Annotated in this window: 19 protein-coding genes; 6 read left to right on the forward strand and 13 right to left on the reverse strand. The window is 73.9% G+C overall.

What is annotated here, in order from left to right; all coding sequences use genetic code 11:
• Positions 1 to 11: 11 nt before the first annotated feature.
• Positions 12 to 1,577, reverse strand: coding sequence for an MFS transporter (locus ACL02O_RS04055; protein WP_412816572.1), 1,566 nt, complete (start codon positions 1,575 to 1,577; stop codon positions 12 to 14).
• Positions 1,578 to 1,743: 166 nt separating this feature from the next.
• Positions 1,744 to 2,805, reverse strand: coding sequence for an FAD-dependent monooxygenase (locus ACL02O_RS04060; RefSeq protein ID WP_412816573.1), 1,062 nt, complete (start codon positions 2,803 to 2,805; stop codon positions 1,744 to 1,746).
• A 55-nt stretch (positions 2,806 to 2,860) separates the two neighbouring features.
• On the opposite strand from ACL02O_RS04060, the gene ACL02O_RS04065 reads away from it, so the two are divergent.
• Positions 2,861 to 3,418 (forward strand): TetR/AcrR family transcriptional regulator, encoded by a 558-nt coding sequence (locus ACL02O_RS04065; RefSeq protein ID WP_412816574.1) that lies wholly within the window; start codon positions 2,861 to 2,863, stop codon positions 3,416 to 3,418.
• A 65-nt stretch (positions 3,419 to 3,483) separates the two neighbouring features.
• On the opposite strand, the gene ACL02O_RS04070 is transcribed toward ACL02O_RS04065, so the two are convergent.
• From ACL02O_RS04070 to ACL02O_RS04095, 6 genes are all read right to left on the reverse strand, one after another.
• On the reverse strand, positions 3,484 to 4,503 hold the full coding sequence (locus ACL02O_RS04070; protein ID WP_412816575.1) for a branched-chain amino acid ABC transporter permease: 1,020 nt from the start codon (positions 4,501 to 4,503) through the stop codon (positions 3,484 to 3,486).
• The gene (locus ACL02O_RS04075; protein ID WP_412816576.1) at positions 4,500 to 5,381 is read right to left on the reverse strand and encodes a branched-chain amino acid ABC transporter permease; all 882 of its coding nucleotides are present in this window, start codon (positions 5,379 to 5,381) and stop codon (positions 4,500 to 4,502) included. Before ACL02O_RS04075 ends, ACL02O_RS04070 begins: the two co-directional genes overlap by 4 nt.
• Positions 5,382 to 5,387: 6 nt before the next feature.
• Entirely contained in the window at positions 5,388 to 6,647 is a 1,260-nt protein-coding gene (locus ACL02O_RS04080; RefSeq protein ID WP_412816577.1) for an ABC transporter substrate-binding protein, read from the reverse strand.
• Between the two features lie 39 nt (positions 6,648 to 6,686).
• Positions 6,687 to 7,379 carry an ABC transporter ATP-binding protein gene (locus ACL02O_RS04085; protein WP_412816578.1) on the reverse strand — a complete coding sequence of 231 codons (693 nt, stop codon included), beginning with the start codon at positions 7,377 to 7,379 and terminating at the stop codon, positions 6,687 to 6,689.
• The gene (locus ACL02O_RS04090) at positions 7,366 to 8,127 is read right to left on the reverse strand and encodes an ABC transporter ATP-binding protein (RefSeq protein WP_412816579.1); all 762 of its coding nucleotides are present in this window, start codon (positions 8,125 to 8,127) and stop codon (positions 7,366 to 7,368) included. The genes ACL02O_RS04085 and ACL02O_RS04090 overlap by 14 nt, the downstream gene beginning before the upstream one ends.
• 226 nt (positions 8,128 to 8,353) lie before the next feature.
• On the reverse strand, positions 8,354 to 9,553 hold the full coding sequence (locus tag ACL02O_RS04095; RefSeq protein ID WP_412816580.1) for an FAD-dependent monooxygenase: 1,200 nt from the start codon (positions 9,551 to 9,553) through the stop codon (positions 8,354 to 8,356).
• Between the two features lie 166 nt (positions 9,554 to 9,719).
• Between ACL02O_RS04095 and ACL02O_RS04100 the strand changes: the two genes are divergently transcribed.
• The gene (locus tag ACL02O_RS04100) at positions 9,720 to 10,670 is read left to right on the forward strand and encodes a TetR/AcrR family transcriptional regulator C-terminal domain-containing protein (RefSeq protein WP_412816581.1); all 951 of its coding nucleotides are present in this window, start codon (positions 9,720 to 9,722) and stop codon (positions 10,668 to 10,670) included.
• Here ACL02O_RS04100 and ACL02O_RS04105 read toward each other — a convergent pair.
• From ACL02O_RS04105 to ACL02O_RS04115, 3 genes are read right to left on the reverse strand one after another with little or no spacing between them, the layout of a single operon-like run.
• Complete coding sequence (locus ACL02O_RS04105; protein WP_412816582.1) at positions 10,654 to 11,730, reverse strand: alcohol dehydrogenase catalytic domain-containing protein; 1,077 nt, start codon at positions 11,728 to 11,730, stop codon at positions 10,654 to 10,656. The genes ACL02O_RS04100 and ACL02O_RS04105 overlap by 17 nt on opposite strands.
• Positions 11,727 to 13,169 carry an aldehyde dehydrogenase family protein gene (locus ACL02O_RS04110; protein WP_412816583.1) on the reverse strand — a complete coding sequence of 481 codons (1,443 nt, stop codon included), beginning with the start codon at positions 13,167 to 13,169 and terminating at the stop codon, positions 11,727 to 11,729. Before ACL02O_RS04110 ends, ACL02O_RS04105 begins: the two co-directional genes overlap by 4 nt.
• A gap of 33 nt (positions 13,170 to 13,202) precedes the next feature.
• Positions 13,203 to 13,856, reverse strand: coding sequence for a TetR/AcrR family transcriptional regulator (locus tag ACL02O_RS04115; protein WP_412816584.1), 654 nt, complete (start codon positions 13,854 to 13,856; stop codon positions 13,203 to 13,205).
• A gap of 164 nt (positions 13,857 to 14,020) precedes the next feature.
• Here ACL02O_RS04115 and ACL02O_RS04120 point away from each other — a divergent pair, with 164 nt between their 5' ends.
• Complete coding sequence (locus ACL02O_RS04120; RefSeq protein WP_412816585.1) at positions 14,021 to 15,193, forward strand: acyl-CoA dehydrogenase family protein; 1,173 nt, start codon at positions 14,021 to 14,023, stop codon at positions 15,191 to 15,193.
• A gap of 105 nt (positions 15,194 to 15,298) precedes the next feature.
• Here ACL02O_RS04120 and ACL02O_RS04125 read toward each other — a convergent pair whose 3' ends face one another.
• Positions 15,299 to 16,336, reverse strand: a complete 1,038-nt coding sequence (locus ACL02O_RS04125; RefSeq protein ID WP_412816586.1) for an aminotransferase class V-fold PLP-dependent enzyme — start codon at positions 16,334 to 16,336, stop codon at positions 15,299 to 15,301.
• 111 nt (positions 16,337 to 16,447) lie between these two features.
• Here ACL02O_RS04125 and ACL02O_RS04130 point away from each other — a divergent pair, with 111 nt between their 5' ends.
• Positions 16,448 to 16,783, forward strand: coding sequence for an NIPSNAP family protein (locus tag ACL02O_RS04130; protein WP_412816587.1), 336 nt, complete (start codon positions 16,448 to 16,450; stop codon positions 16,781 to 16,783).
• 125 nt (positions 16,784 to 16,908) lie between these two features.
• Here ACL02O_RS04130 and ACL02O_RS04135 read toward each other — a convergent pair whose 3' ends face one another.
• The gene (locus ACL02O_RS04135) at positions 16,909 to 18,303 is read right to left on the reverse strand and encodes a cation:dicarboxylate symporter family transporter (protein ID WP_412816588.1); all 1,395 of its coding nucleotides are present in this window, start codon (positions 18,301 to 18,303) and stop codon (positions 16,909 to 16,911) included.
• Positions 18,304 to 18,437: 134 nt separating this feature from the next.
• On the opposite strand from ACL02O_RS04135, the gene ACL02O_RS04140 reads away from it, so the two are divergent.
• Positions 18,438 to 20,027, forward strand: coding sequence for an ATP-binding protein (locus ACL02O_RS04140; protein WP_412816589.1), 1,590 nt, complete (start codon positions 18,438 to 18,440; stop codon positions 20,025 to 20,027).
• Positions 20,028 to 20,094: 67 nt separating this feature from the next.
• Positions 20,095 to 20,775 carry a response regulator gene (locus ACL02O_RS04145; RefSeq protein ID WP_412816590.1) on the forward strand — a complete coding sequence of 227 codons (681 nt, stop codon included), beginning with the start codon at positions 20,095 to 20,097 and terminating at the stop codon, positions 20,773 to 20,775.
• Positions 20,776 to 20,783 lie beyond the last annotated feature (8 nt).

Genomic DNA, 20,783 nt, shown 5'->3' on the forward strand with positions numbered 1-20,783 from the left:
TGTCGCCGAACCTACGGGGTCCCGGCCAGCTCCCGCTCGGAGGCCGGCCGGGTCTCGGTCACGATCAGCGGCCGGCCCGGCATCCAGCGGAGCACGATGACGATGCCGAGGGCGGCCACCAGGGCGGAGATCACTGCCGCCCAGTGCATCGCCGAGACGAACGAATCGTTGGCCGCCGCGATGAGCTGCGGTGCCGCGGGGCCGAGCCGGTCGGCGACCGCGTACGCGCCGGAGATCGACTCGCGGGCCGCCTCGTGCGCCGGGGTGGGCAGGCCGGACAGGGCCGGGGTCACCTCGTTGCGGTAGACGGCGGAGAGCACCGAGCCGAGCACCGCCACGCCGAGCGCGCCGGCCACCTGGCGGACGGTGTTGCTGACCGCCGAGCCGACGCCGGCCTTCTCCCGGGGCAGCGCCGACATGATTGACTCCGTGGCCGGCGGCATGATGTTGGCCATCCCGGCGCCCTGGACGAAGCCCAGCGCCGAGAAGATCCAGATCGGCGTGTCCGCGTCGATGAGGACGAACGCGCCCAGCGCGACGGCGGTGAGCAGCAGGCCGACGGCGGAGACGGCCCGGCCGCCGTAGCGGCGGACCATGGCGGCGCTGCGCGGGGCGAAGACGAGCTGGGCGACCGCGAACGGCAGGAAGAGCAGGCCGCTCTCCAGCGGGCTGTAGCCGCGGACCAGCTGGAGGTAGAACGCCCCGAAGAACATCACGCCCATCGCGGCGAAGAAGACCAGCCCGACCATCGCCACCGGGGCGGCGAACCGGGGCACCCGGAACAGCCGGACGTCCAGCGACGGGTGGTCGCTGCGCAGCTCGTGGGCGACGAACCAGGCCAGCACGGCGACGCCGCCGGCGATCGCGGCCCAGACCGGCAGCCGGTCGAAGCCGTGCTCGCCGCCGTCGATGATGCCGTAGGTCAGGGCGACCAGGCCGACCACGGAGAGCAGCACGCCGGGCAGGTCCACCCGGCCGGGACGCGGGTCGCGCGACTCCGGCACCAACGCGGCGACCAGGACCACGCCGAGCGCCACCACCGGCACGTTGATCAGGAAGACCGAGCCCCACCAGTAGTGCTCCAGCAGCGCGCCGCCGAGGACCGGGCCGATGGCCACGGCGAGGCCGACCGCACCGGCCCAGACGCCGATCGCCCGGGCCCGCTCCCGCGGGTCGAAGACGTTGGAGATGATCGAGAGGGTGACCGGCATGATGGCCGCGCCGCCGACCCCCATCAGCGCGCGGGCCGCGATCAGCTGCCCCGGGTCGTGGGCGTACGCGGACAGCAGCGAGGCCAGCCCGAACAGGGTCAGGCCGACGAGCAGGAAGCGCTTGCGACCGAGCCGGTCGCCGAGCACGCCGAAGGTGAACAGCAGGCCGGCGAAGACCAGGGTGTAGGAGTTGATCGCCCACTCCAGCTCGCCCTGGCTGGCCCCGAGGCCGTGCACCGGGTCGGCGAGGGTACGCAGGGCGACGTTGAGGATCGTGTTGTCGAGGACGACCACGAGGAGGCTGATCACCAGCACCCCCAGGATCGCCCACCTCCTCGGGTGTCCGGTGTTCTCGTGCGGCTCCATGTCCGGTTCTCCCCCCGGCTCACCCGCGTCGAAATACGAAACGGGGCAGACTCGTAACGTTGCCGAGCGTAGGCGAGGGCGTTTCGATACGGAACCGGTTCGTATTGTTTGTGGGCCAGGTCACCTGGCCGGGCGGGGCTCCGACCGCACCGGCCCGCCCGACGGCTCAGGCGGGCGGGCCGGCGGCCAGCGCGAGCCGGAGCGCCGCGTCCCGTGCCGGCAGGAGCCGGCGGGCCTGGGAGAGCCGACCCGCCCACCGGGCCGCCGCGGCGATCCGCTGGGTCGGCCGACGCCGCCGCCGGTCGTACGCGCGCAGCGCGGCCGGGACGTCGCCGGCGCCGCGGAGGCAGCCGGCCAGCGCCACCGCGTCGATCAGCGCCTGGCAGGCGCCCTGCCCGAGATCGGGCGTCATGGCGTGGGCGGCGTCGCCGAGCAGGGCCACCCGACCGGACACGTAGGACGGCAGGGGGGTGAGGTCGCGGACCTCGTGGCGCAGGATGCCGTCCGGGGTCAGCGCGTCCAGCAGCCGCGGGATCGGCTGGTGCCAGTCGCCGAAGAGGCGGCGCAGCTCGGCGACGTCGTCGGCGGGCGCGGGACGGCCCTCGGGGAGCGCGACGGCCGCGTACCAGTTGGTCCGCCCGGAGCCCGCCGGGGTGAGGCCGAACTTGCGCCCCCGCCCCCAGGTCTCCCCGCCGGCCGGGACCTCGATGTCGGCCACCCCGCGCCAGGCCACGGTGCCGGCGTAGCGCAGCGGGTAGCGGTCACCGTGCAGCGCGGCCCGCACCACGCTGCCGATCCCGTCCGCCCCGACCACCAGGTCGTACGCCTCGACCAGGTCGGCCGGGTCGGCGACCGGGGCGGCGAGGCGCAGCACCGGAGCGGGCAGCGCGCCGGCCAGGACGGCGAGCAGCGCCGGGCGGGTGACCAGGTGCACCGGCTCACCGTGCCGCCGCTCCAGCCGGTCCACGTCGATGGTGGCGATGCGGCTGCCGTCCGGGCGCAGGATCCCGCCGCTGGCCTGCCGGCGCCCCCGCCGCCGCACCTCCTGCCCCACTCCGAGGGTGTCCAGGGCGCGCATCGCGCCGGGCCAGATGCCGAGCCCGGTGCCGGTCTCCGGGAGCGCCGCGGACCGCTCCAGGACGGTCACCGACCAGCCGGCGGCGCGTAGCCCGATCGCCGCCGCGAGCCCACCGACTCCCCCGCCGACCACCGCCGCACGCATCCCCATGCCGCCACCGTACTACAGATGTAGTTCCCTCCACTACGCCTGTAGTCTGTCCGGTGTGACGGACCGGCGACAGCTTCTGCTCGACGCGGCCATCCGGGTGCTCGGCACCCGGGGACTGCGGCAGCTCACCCACCGCGCGGTGGACGCCGAGGCGGGTCTGCCGGAGGGCTCCGCGTCCAACGCGTTCCGCACCCGGGAGGCGCTGGTCGCCGGCGTGTTCGGCCGCCTGGTCGAGGTGGAGACGGCGGCCTGGCAGCAGCTCGCCGGGGAGCTGCCGCCGGCCGACCCGGCCGCCTTCGCGGCGGTGCTCGGCCGGCTGATCCGGCAACTCACCACCGAGGGGCGCGTGCTCACCCTGGCCCGGTACGCGCTCTTCGCCGAGGCGGCCGTCCAACCGGCGCTGCGCCGCGAGGTCGCCGCGGGACGGGAACGGCTGGCCGAGTGGGGCCTACCGGTGGTCGCCGCGCTCGGCTCGACCGATCCGGCGGCCCACTTCCCGATGCTGCTCGCCCTGGTGGACGGCCTGCTCAGCAACCAGCTCGCCGGCCCGGTGGACGACTTCGACCCGGAGTCGGCGGTCGCCGCCCTGCTCCGCGGCATCCTGCCCGGCTGAGCCCTCCCCGGACCGGCGTCGACCGGGGCCCCTGCTCCGCCGCAGGCGTCGACAAGGGCCCCTCCTCACCGGCGGCGGGCGACTCCACGGCGCAGGGCCAGCTGGGCGATCGTGCCCCAGATTCCCCGCCGGAACAGCAGCACGACGAGGACGAAGATGCCGCCGGTGACCAGGCCGATCGCCTCGAATCCGGAGAACGACAGCCAGTCCTCCAGGCGGACCACCAGAGCCGCGCCGAGCACCCCGCCCCAGAGAGTGCCGATGCCGCCGAGCACCACCACGATGACGGCCTTGCCGGAGGTGGTCCAGTGCAGCACGTCGAGGGAGACGAACCGGTGGCTGACCGCGAAGAGCCCGCCGCCGAGCCCGGCCAGGAACCCGGAGAGGACGAACGCGGTCAGCTTGTAGCGGTGCACCGGGTAGCCGAGCGCGCGGGCCCGGGCCGGGTTGTCCCGGATGCCGACCAGCACCCGGCCGAACGGCGAGTGGACGATCCGCCAGGCGGCGAGCAGGCCGAGCAGCACGATCGGCAGGATCGCATAGTAGAAGTAGTAGTCGTCGGAGAGGTCGACTCCGAAGAACGAACGGGGCACGCCCTGGAGGCCGTTCTCGCCCTGCGTGACCGAGCGCCACTCGTTCGCCACGTAGTAGACCATTTGCGCGAAGGCCAGGGTGACCATCGCGAAGTAGATGCCGGTGCGCTTGACCGCCAGGTAGCCGATCGGCAGCGCGAGCAGCGCCGCCGCCAGGGCCCCGACCAGCACGGCCGCCGGGAAGGGCAGGCCGGCGTTGACCGCCACCAGGCCGGTGACGTACGCCGAGGTGCCCCAGAACGCGGCGTGCCCGAAGGACATCAGCCCGGTGAAGCCGAGCAGCAGGTCCACCGAGACCGCGAAGAGCGCCCAGCACAGCATGTCCAGCGCGACCGCCGGGTAGAGCCCGTTGGGCAGCCAGAGCGCCACGACCAGGCCGACCGCGAGCAGCGCGTACCGGACCCAGCCGGGCGCCCGGGCGACGGTGAGCATCCCGGACGGCGGGGCGGGCCGGGACGACTCGTCGGCGGGGGTGTCGACGGCGCTGGTCATGCCGGGGCCTCCTCACGGCCGAACAGGCCGGCCGGGCGCCAGAGCAGCACCACGGCCATCACCACGAAGACGACGGTCTGCGACACGATCGGGAAGTCCGACAGGTACGCCTCACCCCACGCCTGGATCAGGCCGATGCCGAAACCGGCGGCGACCGAGCCGAAGATCGAGCCGAGGCCGCCGATCACCACCACCGCGAAGACCACGATGATCAGATCGGCGCCCATCAGCGGGTTCACCGCGCGCATCGGGGCGGCGAGCACCCCGGCCAGCCCGGCCAGGGCGATGCCGAAGCCGAAGACCGGGGTGACCCACTTCCCCACGTCGATGCCGAACGCGCGGGTCAGCTCGGGCCGCTCGGTGGCGGCCCGGACCACCATGCCGACCCGGGTCCGCCCCAGCACCCACCACACCACCGCGCAGAGCAGCACGGTGAACCCGAGGATGAAGACCCGGTAGGTGGGAAAGTCGAACAGTCCGAAGTCGACCGACCCGCTCAGCTCGGTCGGGGTGGCGTACGGGCTGGACTGGATGCCGTACCGGGACTTGACGAGGTCCTGGAGGATCAGCGTCAGACCGAAGGTGAGCAGGAAGTTGTAGAGCGGGTCGAGCCGGGTCAGCCGGTGGATCACCAACCGCTCCAGGACCATGCCGAGCAGGCCCAGCGCGACCGGCATGATCACCAGCGCCGCCCAGAACGGCACGCCCGCCTCGGACAGCAGCACGTACGCCCCGAAGGCGCCGAGCATGTAGAAGGCGCCGTGGGCGAAGTTCACCACCCGGAGCATGCCGAAGATGACCGCGAGCCCGAGGGCGAGCAGGGCGTAGAACGCCCCGCTCACCAACCCGTTGAACGTGTTCTGCAGGAAGCCGGACATCGTTCGTCAGAGCTTGCAGTCCGGGGACGGGGCGCGGAACGCCTCGGCCGCCGGGATGGTCTTCAGCACCTTGACGTAGTCCCAGGGCTCGGTCACCTCGGCCTGCGGCTTCACCTGGGCCAGGTACGCGTCGTGGATGACCCGGTGGTCCTCCGCGCGGATCTTGCCGTTGCGCAGGAAGACGTCGTTGAGCTCCTTACCCTCGAGGTTCTTCACCACGGCGTCCGCGTCGTCGGTGCCGGCCGCCTGCACCGCCTCCAGGTACTGCATGGCGGCCGAGTAGTTGGCGGCGTGGGCGAAGGTCGGCCGGGCGCCGGTCTCCTTCTGGAACCGGTCGGCCCACTCCCGGTTCTGCTGGTCGAAGTTCCAGTACCAGGCGTCGGTGTAGGTGGTGCCGGCCAGCGCGGCGGGGGTGAGCGAGTGGATGTCGGTGAGGAACATCAGGCCCACGGCCAGCCCGATGCCCTTGTCCCGCAGCTTGAACTCGTTGTACTGCTTGACCACGTTGACCAGCTCGGCGCCGGCCTGCATGGTGCCCAGCACGTCCGGCTTCGGGTTGAGCGTGGGGGCCTTCAGCAGGAAGGACGAGTAGTCGCCGCTGGTGTTCGGGAACGGCGCGCCGTCCTTGCCGATGACCTTCCCGCCGGCCTGCTCGATCGCGGCGGAGAAGTTCTTCTCCATGTCCTGCCCGAAGGCGTAGTTCGGGTAGAGGATGTACCAGTTCTTGCCGATCTGCTCGGTGGTGGTCTTCCCCGTGCCGTTGGCCAGCATGTAGGTGTCGTACGCGTAGTGGAACGTGTACTTGTTGCAGCTCTTGCCGGTCAGGTCGGTGGTCGCCGCGCCGATGTTGAAGTAGAGCTTCTTCTTCTCCTTCGCCACGTCGGCGACCTTGAGCGCGGCCGACGAGGTCGGCACGTCCAGGATCGCGTCGACGCCCTTGCGGTCGTACATCTCCTGGGCCTTGCTGTTGGCTACGTCCGGCTTGTTCTGGTGGTCGGCGGTCTCCACCGTGATGTCGGTGGTGATCGCCTTGTCGCCGTACTTGGCCTTGAAGTCGGCGACGGCCATCTCCACGGCCTTCACCGAGTTCTTCCCGGACAGCTCCGAGTAGGCCCCGGACTGGTCGTTCAGCACACCCAGCACGATCTTGTCGCCGGTCAGCTTCGAGTCGCCGCCGGACTGGGGGCCACCGCCGCCGCAACCGGCCAGCAGCACCACCATCGCCGCCGAGGCGGCGGCCACACCCACGCCTGAACGCATGTCCATCCCCTTCGTACCGCGCGGTTCGCGCGGGTCAGCGTCGTTTCAGATGCCGAGGTACGCCAGCAGCTCGCGCTCCCGCGAGCGCACCTCGGAGTTGTCCATCGCCTCCGCGATCCGTCCCTCGGCCAGCAGGTAGTGCCGGTCGGCGACGCCGGTGGCGAAGTGCAGGTTCTGCTCCACCAGGAGCACGGTCACGCCGTGCTGCTTGGCCTCCCGCAGCAGGTCACCGACCTGCTGCACGAGCAGCGGCGACAGCCCTTCGGTGGGCTCGTCGCAGAGCAGCAGCCGGGCGCCCATCCGCAGCACCCGGGCCAGCGCGAGCATCTGCTGCTCGCCGCCGGAGAGCATGGTGGCCGCCGAGTCACGCCGGGCGTACAGGGCGGGAAACGCCTCGTAGATCCGCTCCAGGGGCCACGGGTCGGGGCCGACCCGGGGCGGCAGGGTGAGGTTCTCGGTGACGGTCAGCGTGGCGTACGCGCCACGGTCGTCGGGGACCCAGCCGAGGCCGGCCCGCGCCCGCTTGTACGCCGGCAGCTTCGTGACGTCCCGGCCGTCCAGGGTGATCGTGCCGCGCTGGCCCGGGTGCAGCCCCATCACGCAGCGCAGCAGGGTGGACTTGCCGGCGCCGTTGCGGCCGACCAGGGTGACCACCTCGCCGACGGCCACCTCCAGGCCCACCTCCCGCAGCACCTGCGCCTCGCCGTACCAGGCGGAGAGGTTGTCAATGCGCAGCATCGGTGGCTCCCAGGTAGGCGGTGATGACCCGCTCGTCGGCGCGGACCTGCTCGTACGGCCCCTCGACCAGCACCTTGCCGGCCTGCAGGACGGTGACGGTGTCGGCGAGCCGGCCGACGACGCTCATGTTGTGCTCGACCATGACCACCGTCCGGCCCGCGCGGACCGTGGCGATCAGGTCGACGGTGCGGTCGACGTCCTCCATCCCCATGCCGGCGGTGGGCTCGTCGAGCAGCAGCACCTTCGGGTCGAGGGCGAGGGCGATGGCCAGCTCCAGGGCCCGCTTGCGCCCGTACGCCAGCGCCTCGGCCGGCGCCTCGGCCAGCTCGGCGAGGTCGACCATGGCGAGCAGCTCGTCGGCCCGGTCCCGGTAGCGGCGCATCAGCTTGGCCGAGCGCCAGAACCGCCAGCCCAGCCCGCTGGGCGACTGGAGGGCGAGCTGCACGTGTTCCCGGGCGGAGAGCTGCGGGAAGAGGCTGGTGATCTGGAAGGAGCGGGCCACGCCCAGCCGGGCGACCCGCTCCGGGGGCAGCCCGGTGACGTCCCGGCCGGCCAGCTCGATCCGCCCGGCGCTGGCCGGCAGGAAGCCGGTGAGCAGGTTGAACAGCGTGGTCTTGCCGGCGCCGTTCGGCCCCACCAGGGCGTGCACGGTCTCCGGCGCCACGTCGAGGTCGACCCCGTCGACCGCCCGGAAGCCCCGGAAGTCCCGGGTCAGCCCGCGGGCCGACAGGATCGCTTGCCCGGCCATCGCCTCACCCTCCGCAGGTTCGCCGGCGACGACCAGGTCGGTGACCGGGGTCACAGGGACGTCGCGTGCAGGAAACCTACGGCGCGTCGAAGCGGTCGAGCCATGTCGATTCCCCACACATTCGGCCGGCGCTGAACGGGCCCGACCCCCATAGGGACGGGCCCGCTCGCCCCCGCCGACCCCGCCCGAAAGGGATCGGCGGGCGTCGACATGTGGTGCGCCACCGTCACCGGGCGGCGGTGTACTCCGGCAGGGTGAGGCCGTCGGCGTGGCGGAAGAACAGCCGGGTGGCGAGCCCGCGCAGCGGGCGGGAGGTCATCGCGCGCATGGACGCGTCCCGCATCCGGATCGCGGCCCGGCTGCCCGGCAGGAACCCGCCGATACCCCCGCCGGGCAGCTCCTGGCCCTTCGCGACGTGCCCGCGCAGCAGCTCCTCGTAGCGGCGGTACGCGATCCGGTGGTCGCCGCGCGCGGCGGCCAGCTCACCGGCCAGCAGGTATGCCCCGACCAGGGACAGGCTGGTGCCCTGTCCGGTCAGCGGGGAGGGGCACCAGGCGGCGTCACCGAGCAGCGCCACCCGGCCGACGCTCCAGGCGTCCATCCGCACCTGCGCGTACCGGTCGAAGTAGAAGTCCCCGGCGTCAGCCATCGCGGCCAGCAGCTCCGGGGCGCGCCAGCCCACGTCGGCGAAGCGGGCGGCGAGCAGGCGCTGCTGGGCCGCCCGGTCCCGACGGTCCACGTCCAGCTCCGGCGCGGCGAAGCTGAACAGCGCGCTGGACCGGCCGTGCCGGTTCGGGCGGGTGCCCACCACCCGGCCGCCGGGGGCGTTGTGCAGCAGGAACCAGCCGGTCCGGTCCGGGTACGGGGTGGTGAAGTAGGCCAGGTACGCCCCGAGCGGCCGGACGTACGCCGACTCGGGGCCGAAGGCGAGGGCCCGGGTGGCCGAGTGCGAGCCGTCCGCGCCGATCACCAGGCCGACGGTGCGCGGGGCGGAGCGGGTGAAGGTGAGCCGCACCCCGTCGCCGGCCTGGGTGAGCGTCTCGATCGAATCGTCGAAGACGTACTCCACGTCGGGGCGGGTCTCCTCGTACAGCAGCCGGGCCAGGTCGCCGCGCTCGATCTCGAGGTCCGCGACGATCCCCTCCCCGGCGAAGGCGTCCACCGGCATCCGGGCGCGCACCTCGCCGCGCGCGTCGACGTACGCCATGCCCTGCTCGCGGACGGACTCGGCGCGGATCCGGTCGGTCAGCCCCATCCGGTCGACCACCTCGCGGGCGGTCCCCCGGACGTCGACCGCCTGCCCGCCGGGACGGAGCCCGGGCGAGCGTTCCACCACGGTGACGGCGAAGCCGTACCGGCGCAGCCAGAAGGCCAGGGCGGGGCCGGCGATGCCGGCGCCGGAGATGAGCACGGTCCTGTCGTCCACCAGAGCGCTCCCGAGTTTCGTGCGTACACCGTCGACCCGGTTCCTCCGGGTCCGCGATGGACGGTAGGTGCATGATGTTCCACCCGCCCGTGGCGACCTAGTACGCTCGGTCCACGAGGGCCGGAACGGGCGCCTCGTACTAGTACGCTTCGCCGGGAGGACCGGGATGACCGGCAGGCAGCCGCCGTACCGGCGGATCGCCGCGGAGATCCGCCGCCGCATCGACCTCGGCGAGCTGCGACCCGGCGACCCGGTGCCCTCGGCCCGGCGGCTCACCCGCGAGCACGGGGTGGCGATCGCCACCGCCACCAAGGTCCTCGCCCTGCTCCGCGACGAGGGCCGGGTGCTGACCCGGCCAGGGGCGGGCACCGTGGTCGCCCCGGCCCGGACGGTGGGGCCAGGGCCCGGGCGGGACCCGAACGGGACGGGGCCGGCGCTGAGCCGCGAGCGGCTGATCCGGGCCGGGATCGTGCTCGCCGACGAGGGCGGGCTCGGGGCGGTGTCCATGCGGCAGCTCGCCGCCGACCTGGGCGTGGCCACCATGTCGTTGTACCGGCACGTGCGCGGCCGGGACGATCTGGTCCTCGCCATGGCCGACGCGGCGCTGGCGGACGCCCCGCTGCCCGCCGTCGCCCCGGCCGGCTGGCGGGCCCGGCTGGACCTGCTGGCCCGGGCCCAGTGGGCGGCCTACCGGCGACACCGCTGGCTGCCGCACGTCATCTCGATGGCCCGCCCGCAGCCCCTGCCGAGCGGCATGGCGCACACCGAGTGGGCGTTGCGGGCCACCGCGGGCCTGGGCCTGGACCGGCACGTCCGCTGGCACGTCGCGGTCACGCTGATGGCGTACGTGCGGGGCATCGCCACGAACCTGGAGATGGGCGCGCAGGCGGTGCAGGACACCGGCCTCAGCGACGAGCAGTGGGTGGACCAGCACCAGACCACCTTCCAGCGGATGATCGCCGGCGGCGGCCTCGCCACCATGGCCGCGCTGACCAGCGAGGGCCAGCTCGACCTCGACCTGGAGACCGTCTTCGACTTCGGCCTGCGCCGACTCCTCGACGGCTACGCCACGCTGATCGAGGGCCGGCCCGACGCCGAGGTCAGTCCGGGAAGGTGACCACCCAGCGGGCACCCTCGCCGCGGGCCAGCCGGCCGAACGCGTCCGGCGCCTCGTCCAGCCCCACGGTGCCGCTGACCAGCGGGCGCAGGTCGAGGGTGCGGTCGGCGAGCGCGGTGGCCAGCTCCGGCACCTCGCGGTCCGGGTCGGACGACCCGTACACGGAGGAGCGCAGGGTGCGGGCGGAGTGGAAGACGTCCAGCGCGGAGAGGGTGAGCAGGTCGTCGTTGCCGCCCATGCCGACCACGGTGACCGCTCCCCCGCGCCGGGTCAGCCGCCAGGCGGCCCGGATGGTGGCGGCCCGGCCGACGCACTCGAAGGCGTGGTCGACTCCCCGGCCCTCGGTCCGGGCGCGTATCTCCTTCGACAGCCGGTCGTCGGCGAGCAGGAAGTCGGTGGCGCCGGCGGCCAGGGCGAGGTCCCGCTTGGCCGCGGCGACGTCGACGGCGAGGATCGGTGCGGCCCCGGCCCGGCGGGCGGCGGTGAGCGCGGCCAGCCCGACCCCGCCCAGCCCGATGACGGCGACCGACTCGCCGGCCGCCACCCGGGCGGTGTTGCGGACCGCGCCGGTGCCGGTGAGCACCGCGCAGCCGAGCAGGGCGGCCTGCTCCGGGGGCAGGCCCGCGGGGATCGTGACGGCGGCGTGCTCGGGCACCACCACCTCCTCGGCGAGTGCGCCGAGACCGAGGGTGACGTGCAGCGGGGTGCCGTCGGCGGTCTCCCCCCGGGGCGCCGCCGGGGCGGTGTTGGCGGTGCAGAGCCAGGGCTCGCCGTGCCGGCAGTGCCAGCAGGACCGGCAGGCCGGGGCCCAGTTGAGCACCACCGGAGCGCCGACCGCCAACCGCGTGCCCGGGCCCGCCTCGGCCACCACCCCGGTCGCCTCGTGCCCGAGCACCAGGGGGTACGCCGGCGCGAGCGTGCCGTTGACCATGGCCAGGTCGGAGTGGCAGATGCCGGCGGCCCGGATGCGGACGCGCAGCTCGCCGGGGCCGGGAGCGGGCAGCCGTACCTCCTCGACGGCCGGGGCGGCGTCCCGGCCGCGGACCACCAGGGCCCTCATCGCTGGATCGCCTTGAGCTCGGTGAACTCGGCGATCCCGTGGGTGCCCAGCTCGCGGCCGAGGCCGGACTGCCGGTAGCCGCCGAACGGGGCGAGCGGGTTGAACGCGCCCCCGTTGACGTCCACCTGGCCGGTACGCAGCCGGCGGGCGACGGCGAGGGCCTGTTCCTCGTCGGCGGACCAGACCGCGCCGGCCAGCCCGTACCGGGAGTTGTTGGCGATGGCGACCGCCTCGTCGGTGTCGTCGAACGGGATGACCGCGAGCACCGGGCCGAAGACCTCCTCCTGGGCCAGGGCGCTGTCCGGGTGCACGTCGGCGAAGACGGTCGGCGCGACGAAGTGCCCGCGCGGCGGCAGCGGGGCGTCCGGGCCGCCGGCCACCAGCCGCGCCCCGTCGGCGAGGGCCCGCGCGACGTGGCCGCCGACCCGCTCGGCCTGGGCGGCGGAGACCAGCGGGCCGAGCCGGGTGGCCGGGTCGAACGGGTCACCGAGCCGGTAGCCGGCCACGGCCGCCGCGACCAGGTCGAGCGCCTCGGCGTAGCGGTCCCGGTGCACCAGCATCCGGGTCCACGCGGTGCAGGTCTGCCCCGAGTTGAGCAGGGCGTTGCCGACGCCCACCTTGACCGCGGTGGGCAGGTCGGCGTCGGCGAGGATCAGGTTGGCCGACTTGCCGCCGAGTTCGAGCGCGACCCGGGCGATCCGGTCGGCGGCGAGGTGGGCGATCCGGCGGCCGGTGACGGTGGAACCGGTGAACGAGACCAGGTCGACGTCCGGGTGGGCGGCGAGCGCCTCGCCGACCACCGGGCCGGTCCCGGGCACCAGGTTGACCACCCCGGCCGGCAGCCCGGCCTCGGCGACCGCGTCGAAGAGCAGGTACGCGGTCAGCGGGGTGAGTTCGCTGGGCTTGAGCACCACGGTGCAGCCGGCCGCCAGGGCCGGGGCGACCTTGGCGACGACCTGGTGCAGGGGGTAGTTCCACGGGGTGATCGCGGCGACCACGCCGACCGGTTCGCGGACGACGAGAGAGTTGCCCACCAATTCCTCGGCCGGCGGACGGGCGGCCAGGTCGACCGTGCCGCGCAGCACGGTCAGCGGCAGCCCGGCCTGCACCCGGGTGGCGAGCTTGAGCGGCGTGCCCAGCTCCAGCGCGACGGTCCGGGCGACCTCGTCGGCGCGGGCGGCCAGCGCGGTGTGCAGCCGGTCGAGGTGGGCGGCGCGCTCGGCGGGCGCGGTGGCGGCCCAACCGGGGAACGCGGACCGGGCGGCGGCGACGGCCCGGTCCACATCGGCGGGGGTGCCGGCGGGGACCTGCCCGATGATCTCGCCGGTGGCCGGGTTCTCGACCGGGATCGACGCACCGTCCGCCGGGTCGACCCACCCCCCGGCGACGTGCAGGTGACGGCGGACCAGCAGGGCGGGGGGCGCGGCGGCGAGATCCATGGCGTCCTTCCGGAAGGTGCGGGGTTTCGGACGCTACTCCCTGCCGGCGGCGTGCTCCAGCCCGGCGACGGTCCGCTCGTACTCGGCGGCCAGCCCGTGCAGCAGCGCGTCCAGGCCCAACGCGAAGGCGCCCTCGTCGACGCTGCGCTGATGCCCGGGGAGCCGGTGCGCCTGGCCCAGGTGCGGGTGCGTGGCGTACAGCGCCGGGTCCTCGACGAAGCCCCGCGCGAACGACCCGAGCGCGGACCCGGCCACGTAGTAGCGCAGCGCGGCGCCGATGTGGGTGGCCCGCGCGGGCGGCCAGCCGGCCCGCACCAGGCCACCGTAGACCGCGTCGGCCATGGCCAGGGCGGCGGGTCGCCGGCCCGGCCCCTGGGCCAGGTACGGGACGATGTTCGGGTGGGCGGCGAGCGCCGCCCGGTAGGACCGGGCCCAGCGCCGCAGTGCCTCGCACCAGTCGTGTCGGCCGAAGGCACTGACGTCGACGGTGGCGGTGACGGCGTCCGCCACGGCGTCGAGGATCTCGTCCTTCGTGCCGAAGTGGTTGTAGAGCGACGGGCCCTGCACGCCGAGGGCGGCGGCCAGCCGCCGGGTGGAGAGCGCGGCCAGCCCGTCGGCGTCGATCAGGGCGAGCGCGGTGGCGACGATCCGCTCCCGGCTCAGCAGGGCCTGTCGGGGTCGTGGCACGCCTTTCCATCCTCCCCTCGCAGCCGACTGCGAGGGAACCCTAACCGCGGACGAGGCGGTGGTGCCTCACCTCGGACGGTGGAAGGAGGGGTCTGGACGGATGAAAACTTGCACCGCTAGTTTGAGCGTGATCCGCCACCGCGCCGACGCCGAGGGGGCACACCGTGGACTTCGCACTGTCCGACGAGGAACGGGGCGTCCGGGACACCGCACGCGCCTTCATCACCCGTGAGGTGATGCCGCTGGAGCAGGAGGTGCTGCGCCGCGAGCGGGCCCACCGGCCCGGCCTCGACCGCTCCGAGCTGCGGGAACTCCAGCTCAAGGCGCGCAAGTTCGGTTTCTGGGGGCTGGCCACGCCCGAGGAGTACGGCGGGATGGACCTGCCGGCGGTCATGCAGTCACTGATCTGGACCGAGCTGGGGCGTACCTTCGTGCCGTTCCGGTTCGGCGGCGAGGCGGACAACATCCTCTTCCATGCCAGCGAGGAGCAGAAGCGGGAGTTCCTCATCCCCACCATCGAGGGGGAACGGATCTCCTGCTTCGCGATCACCGAGCCGGGTGCCGGCTCCGACGCGGCGAACATCCGGCTGCGCGCCCGCCGCGACGGCGACGACTGGGTGCTGGACGGGGAGAAGACCTTCATCACCAACGGCAACGACGCCGACTTCACGATCGTCGTCGCGGTGACCGACCCGGACCGGGGCGCCCGCAACGGCGGCGCCACCGCGTTCCTGGTGGACCGGGAGATGGGCTGGCGGTCGGAGTTCATCCAGACGATGGGCGAGGGCGGCCCGGCCTCGCTGGTCTTCGAGGGCGTACGGGTGCCGCACCGCAACATCCTCGGCGCGCAGGGGCAGGGCTTCGCGCTCGGCATGGAGTGGATCGGCAAGGGCCGCTACACCATCCCGTCGCACGCCATCGGCATCGCCGAGCGGGTGCTGCAGATGGCGATCGACCAGGCGAACACCCGGGAGACCTTCGGCGCCAAGATCGGCACCAACCAGGCGATCCAGTGGATGATCGCCGACTCGGAGACCGAGCTGGAGGCCGCCCGCTGGCTGGTGCTCAAGGCGGCGTGGACGGTCGACCAGGGCCTGGACCCGCGGCACGCGTCCTCGATGGGCAAGCTCTACGGCGCGGGCATGGTGAACCGGGTGGTGGATCGGGCGCTGCAGATCCACGGCGGTATGGGTTACACCCGTGAGCTGCCGATCGAGCGCTGGTACCGGCAGGTCCGGCTGTACCGGATCTTCGAGGGCACCGACGAGATGCAGCGGCTGATCATCTCCCGCGACCTGTTGCGCGGGTACACGAAGATCGGCGGCCACCTGGCCTGAGTGGCGACGGCGCCGCGCCGCACCGTGGCGCGGCGCGGGACGCGCCGGCCCCAGTTGTCGGGGGTGCCCACCCGGTCCCGGGGTGGGCGCCCCCGACCCGGCTCGTCAGCCGGTCAGCGCGTCCAGGGCCAGGTCGACGTCCGCGTCGCTGGTGTACAGGTGGAACGACGCCCGGACCCGCCCGGCCCGCACCGCCGCCCGCACCCCGGCCCGGGCCAGCCTCTCCTGCGCGTCCGGCACGGCCACGCTCACGATCGCGCTGTCGCCCGGCGGCCGGCCCAGCCCGGTGAGGAACCGGTTGGCCAGCGCCACGTCGTGCTCCCGTACGGCCGGGAGGCCGACCTCCAGCAGCAGTTCGAGGGCGGGTGCCGCCCCGAGGTAGCTGAACCAGGCGGGGGAGATGTCGAAGCGCCGGGCGTTGTCGGCGAGCCGCAGCGGCGGCCCGTAGTAGGAGGTGTGCGGGTCCGCGCCGGCGTACCAGTTGGCGGCGTCGGGACGCATCCGGTCGCGCAGCGCCGGGGCCAGGTAGCCGAACGCCGCGCCGCGTGGCGCCATCAGCCACTTGTACGCGGCGACCACCACGGCGTCCGCCCGGCCGGCGTCGAAGGGCAGCCAGCCGCAGGCCTGGGTGGCGTCCACCGCGACGAGGGCGCCGTGCGCCCGGGCCGCCGCGACGATCTCCTCGTACGGGGCGACCGCGCCGTCCGAGGACTGGACCAGGCTGAACGCGACCAGGTCGGTGTCGGCGTCGATGGCGTCGACGAGACCGGCCAGCGGCACCGTGCGCACCCGCACCCCGCGCTCCTGCTGCACCAGCCAGGGGAACAGGATCGAGGTGAACTCGACCTCCGGGACCAGCACGGTCGCCCCCGGCGGCAGCGCGGCCGCCACCGGAGCGAGCAGCTGCGACGCGGTGCTGCCCACGGCCACGTCGGCGGCGGACACGCCGACCAGGCCGGCGAAGGCGGCGCGGGACCGGCCGACCGCCTCGTCCCAGACCTCGAAGGAGACCCGCCCGGCCCGCCAGTCGGCGAGCACGTCCTGCAGCGCTGTCCAGGCCGGGTCGGGCGGCAGCCCGTAGGTGGCGGTGTTCAGCCATCCGGGCTCCGGCTGCCACAGCTTCTGCGCCTGCTCAAGGTCCATGTGGGCGACGCTAGTGCCGCCGCCCGGGCGAAGGTCAGCGCCAATTGCGCGATGGTGGCCCCTCGGGCCCGGCGGTTACCGTCGGGGCCCGCCCCGCCCCGGAGGTCACCGATGATCCTCGAGATCCGCACCTACCGCCTGAAGCCCGGCACCGTCGACGAGTTCGTGCGGGTGATGCGCGAGGAGGCCGCACCGCTGCTGGCCCGCTCCGGCATCCGGGTGGTGGCCGCGGGGGCGTCCCTGGCGCGCGAGGACGGCCACGAGGAGGCGTACCTGATCCGGGCCTTCCCCACCCTCGCCGTCCGCGACGAGCAGGAGACGGCCTTCTACGGCAGCGACGCCTGGCGGGACGGACCCCGGCAGGCGATCCTGGCTCCGATCGAGAGCTATCACACCGTGGTGCTGGAGACCGCCGACGAGGCGGCGGAGGTGCTGCGGCGCTCCTGAGCGCCGACCGACCCGCCGGCGGCCCGGCCCGTCCTGGGCCGGGCCTCGACCGGCGGGCGGCCGTGCGGGGCCTCCGGGAGCGCCGGGCCGGGGCCCGGTGCGCCCCCGGAGGCGACCGTCGCGCGTCAGGCCGGCGCGCCCGCCAGCGCGGGTGCCTGCTGGCCCGCCTCGTCCGGGCTGGGCTGCTCCCCGTCCGGCTCGTCCTCGTCGAGCATGGTCGCCTCGTCGAACGGACGCTCCCCCGCGAGCACCGCGCGGGCCTGCTCCCGGTCGAACTCGCCGGTCCAGGTGCCGATCAACACGGTCGCGACGGCGTTGCCGGCGAAGTTGGTCAGCGCCCGGGCCTCGGACATGAACCGGTCGATGCCGACGATCAGCCCGACGCCGTCGACCAGGTCCGGCCGGTGCGACTGGAGGCCGCCGGCCAGCGTGGCCAGGCCGGCGCCGGTGACCCCGGCGGCGCCCTTGGACGCGATGACCATGAAGGCCAGCAGGCCGATCTGCTCGCCGATCGCCATCGGCTTGCCCATCGCGTCCGCGATGAACAGCGACGCCATGGTCAGGTAGATCGCGGTGCCGTCCAGATTGAAGGAGTAACCGGTCGGCACGGTGATACCGACGACCGGCCGGCCGACGCCGAAGTGCTGCATCTTGGCGATCAGCCGGGGCAACGCCGACTCCGAGGACGAGGTCGACAGGATCAGCAGGAACTCCCGGCCCAGGTAGCCGAGGAGCTTGAAGATCGAGATCCGGGCGACGAGCCACAGCAGCGTGCCCAGCACCACGAAGACGAACACCACGCAGGTGGCGTAGAAGCCGAACATCACCTGGGCCAGGCTCTTCAACGCGTCCACGCCGGTCGCGCCGACCACCGCGGCGATCGCCCCGAACGCGCCGATCGGTGCCACCCACATGATCATCGCCAGCACCTTGAAGACGAGCCGCTGCAGCACCCCGACCGCGCGCAGCACGGGCTCGCCACGCCGGCCCATCGCCTGCACGGCGAAGCCGACCAGCAGGGCGACCAGCAGCGCCTGGAGCACCTCGCCCTCGGTCAGGGCGGAGAAGAGGGTGGTCGGGATGATGCCGAGCAGGAAGTCGACCGTGCCGCCGCTCTCGCCACCGGCGGCGGCCTTGCCCGCCCCGGCCAGGTCCGCGCCCAGGTTCAGGCCGGCACCGGGGTGGATGATGTTGCCGACCACCAGGCCGATGGCCAGCGCGACGGTGGACATGACCAGGAAGTAGCCGAGGGCGAGACCGCCCACCTTGCCGACCTTGGCCGCCTGCCGGACGGATCCGACGCCGAGGACGATCGTGCAGAAGATGACCGGCCCGATCATCATCTTGATCAAATTGACGAAGCCGGTGCCGAGCGGCTTCAACTCCTTGCCGAACTCGGGCGCGACGAGGCCGACCACGATGCCGGCGAGGACGGCCAGAATGACCGCCAGATAGAGGTACCGGGTCCGGTCCCGGCGGGCGGGCCGGGCGGCCACGGGGGTGGGTGTGGTGGTGTCCATGCCGACAATGTGAAGCGCGTCTCAGCAGAGGGCACGCTTGCGTTCATTCTGTTCACCCGCGTGAAGCACAGCCGAAACCGCACCGGCCGGATGCGCCAGACTTGCGGGGCGAACAGCGACGGAAGGAGGGGGACGTGGCCCGGCGGCAGTGGAGCATCGCGGGGCAGCTCTTCGCCCTCCAGGCCGTGGTGGTGACGCTGCTCGTCCTGGCCGGCGCATCCGGGGCCGCCCTGCTGGCCCGCAACGACTCCCGGCAGGCGGCGCGGGAGGAGGTGCTCGCCGTGGCGCAGACCGTGGCCCACTCCCCCGCGGTCCGCACCGCCCTGAGCTCGCCCGACCCGGCCGCCGCCCTCCAGCCGTACGCCGAGTCGGTCCGGGTGGCCACCGGAACGGACTTCGTGGTCGTGATGGCCCCGGACCGGACCCGCTACTCGCACCCCAGCCCGGAGCTGATCGGCAAGCCGTTCATCGGCGACATCGCCCCCGCGCTGGCCGGCGAGCCTGCCTTCACCACCACCAACGTCGGCACCCTGGGCGAGTCGGTGCGCGCGGTCGTCCCGGTGTACGGCGACGGCCACCGTCTCGTCGGCCTGGTCTCCGTGGGCATCACCACCCAGGCGATCAACCGGAAGCTGCTCGCCCAGGTCCCGGTGCTGCTCTACGCCGCGGTACCCGCCCTGGCCCTCGCCGCCACCGGGTCCTGGCTGCTCAGCCGCCGGCTCCGGCGGCAGACCCACGGCCTCGGTCCGGCCCAGATGACCCGGATGTACGAGTACTACGACGCCGTGCTGCACTCCGTACGCGAGGGGCTGGTGGTACTCACCCGGGACCGGCGGGTGGCGCTGGTCAACGACGAGGGTCGCCGCCTGCTCGGACTCGACGAGGACGCCCCGGTGACCGACCGGCCGGTGACCGGCATCGACCTGCCTCCGGCGGTGGCGGAACTGCTCAGCTCCGGGCGGGACACGCACGACGAGCCGGTCCTCGCCGGTGACCGGGTGCTGGTGGCAAACCAGCGGACCACCCGCTTCGAGGGGGCGGTGCTCGGCACCGTGCTGACCCTGCGCGACCAGACCGAGCTGCGCAACCTGGCCAGCGAGCTGGACACGGTCCGCGCGCTCACCGAGGCGTTGCAGGCGCAGACCCACGAGTCGGCGAACCGGCTGCACACCGTGCTGACCCTGGTGGAGCTGGGCCGCACCGACGAGGCGGTGCGGCTCGCCACCCGGGACCTGGACCTCGCCCAGCAGCTCACCGACCAGGTGGTCGGGGCGGTGACCGAACCGGCCCTCGCCGCGCTGCTGCTCGGCAAGTCGGCCCGGGCCGCGGAACGCGGCGTGGACCTGGTCGTCGACCCGGACTGCCGGCTCGACGACAGCCCACTGCCGACCACCGAACTGCTCACCGTCGTCGGGAACCTGGTCGACAACGCTCTGGAGGCGGTCGCCGGCACCGCCCCGCCCCGCCGGGTACGCGTGCTGGTCGGCACGGTCGACGACCAACTGGTGGTCCGGGTGGCCGACACCGGACCCGGGCTGGACCCGGAGCGGGTGGCCGACGCGTTCCGCCGCGGCTGGTCCACGAAGAGCGCCGGCCGGGGGCTGGGCCTGGCCCTGGTCGGGCAGGTGGTCCGCCGACACGGCGGCAGCTCCGACGTCGGGCGCACCGACGACGGGGAGACCGTCTTCACCGTCCGGATGCCGACCCCCCGGGAGCCGCGATGAGCGAGCGGGTCATCAGGCACGGCGCGGTGACGCCTCATGCCGGCACGCGGCGCGGCGGAGCGCCTGCATGAGCGAGATCCGGGTGCTGGTGGTGGAGGACGAGCCGCTGCTGGCGGAGGCGCACAGGGCGTACACCGAGCGGGTGCCGGGCTTCGTGGTGGTCGGGGTGGCGCACACCGCGCGGGAGGCGATGGCGGTGCTGCGGCAGCGCGGCGGCGCGGACGTCGACCTGGTGCTGCTCGACTTCCGCCTGCCCGACCTGCCGGGGCTGGACGTCTGCCGGGCGCTGCGGGCCGCCGGCAGCAGCATCGACGTGCTGGCGGTGACCTCGGTGCGGGACCTGGCGGTGGTCCGTACCGCGGTCTCCCTCGGGGTCACCCACTATCTGCTCAAGCCGTTCACGTTCGCCGCGTTCCGCGACAAGCTGGAGCGCTACGCCGAGTACCGGCGGCAGGCGCTGGCCGAGGGCGAGGTGGCCGCCCAGCACGAGGTGGACCGGATGTTCGCCACGCTGCGCGGCGCGGCCCGGCACACCCTGCCGAAGGGCCTCGACGAGCACACGCTGAACACCGTGCTGGCCGCCCTGGGCGCCGACGGGCGCTCCGCGACCGAGGTCAGCCGGCGGACCGGCATCTCCCGGGTGACCGCCCGCCGCTACCTGGAGTACCTGGTCGCCGCCGACCGCGCGGTCCGCGCACCCCGCTACGGCACCCCCGGCCGACCGGAGGTGGAGTACCGGCCGATGTGACGGCGGGG

This window comes from Micromonospora mangrovicola (genome assembly GCF_047200535.1).
Lineage (GTDB): Bacteria > Actinomycetota > Actinomycetes > Mycobacteriales > Micromonosporaceae > Micromonospora.

What these genes read in the sequence shown, in the direction of transcription:
- ACL02O_RS04055 (WP_412816572.1), bottom strand. Translation starts at nt 1,577, where the DNA reads ATGGAGCCGCACGAGAACACCGGACACCCGAGGAGGTGGGCGATCCTG.
- ACL02O_RS04060 (WP_412816573.1), bottom strand. Translation starts at nt 2,805, where the DNA reads ATGGGGATGCGTGCGGCGGTGGTCGGCGGGGGAGTCGGTGGGCTCGCG.
- ACL02O_RS04070 (WP_412816575.1), bottom strand. Translation starts at nt 4,503, where the DNA reads ATGACCAGCGCCGTCGACACCCCCGCCGACGAGTCGTCCCGGCCCGCC.
- ACL02O_RS04075 (WP_412816576.1), bottom strand. Translation starts at nt 5,381, where the DNA reads ATGTCCGGCTTCCTGCAGAACACGTTCAACGGGTTGGTGAGCGGGGCG.
- ACL02O_RS04080 (WP_412816577.1), bottom strand. Translation starts at nt 6,647, where the DNA reads ATGGACATGCGTTCAGGCGTGGGTGTGGCCGCCGCCTCGGCGGCGATG.
- ACL02O_RS04085 (WP_412816578.1), bottom strand. Translation starts at nt 7,379, where the DNA reads ATGCTGCGCATTGACAACCTCTCCGCCTGGTACGGCGAGGCGCAGGTG.
- ACL02O_RS04090 (WP_412816579.1), bottom strand. Translation starts at nt 8,127, where the DNA reads ATGGCCGGGCAAGCGATCCTGTCGGCCCGCGGGCTGACCCGGGACTTC.
- ACL02O_RS04100 (WP_412816581.1), top strand. Translation starts at nt 9,720, where the DNA reads ATGACCGGCAGGCAGCCGCCGTACCGGCGGATCGCCGCGGAGATCCGC.
- ACL02O_RS04105 (WP_412816582.1), bottom strand. Translation starts at nt 11,730, where the DNA reads ATGAGGGCCCTGGTGGTCCGCGGCCGGGACGCCGCCCCGGCCGTCGAG.
- ACL02O_RS04110 (WP_412816583.1), bottom strand. Translation starts at nt 13,169, where the DNA reads ATGGATCTCGCCGCCGCGCCCCCCGCCCTGCTGGTCCGCCGTCACCTG.
- ACL02O_RS04125 (WP_412816586.1), bottom strand. Translation starts at nt 16,336, where the DNA reads ATGGACCTTGAGCAGGCGCAGAAGCTGTGGCAGCCGGAGCCCGGATGG.
- ACL02O_RS04130 (WP_412816587.1), top strand. Translation starts at nt 16,448, where the DNA reads ATGATCCTCGAGATCCGCACCTACCGCCTGAAGCCCGGCACCGTCGAC.
- ACL02O_RS04135 (WP_412816588.1), bottom strand. Translation starts at nt 18,303, where the DNA reads ATGGACACCACCACACCCACCCCCGTGGCCGCCCGGCCCGCCCGCCGG.
- ACL02O_RS04145 (WP_412816590.1), top strand. Translation starts at nt 20,095, where the DNA reads ATGAGCGAGATCCGGGTGCTGGTGGTGGAGGACGAGCCGCTGCTGGCG.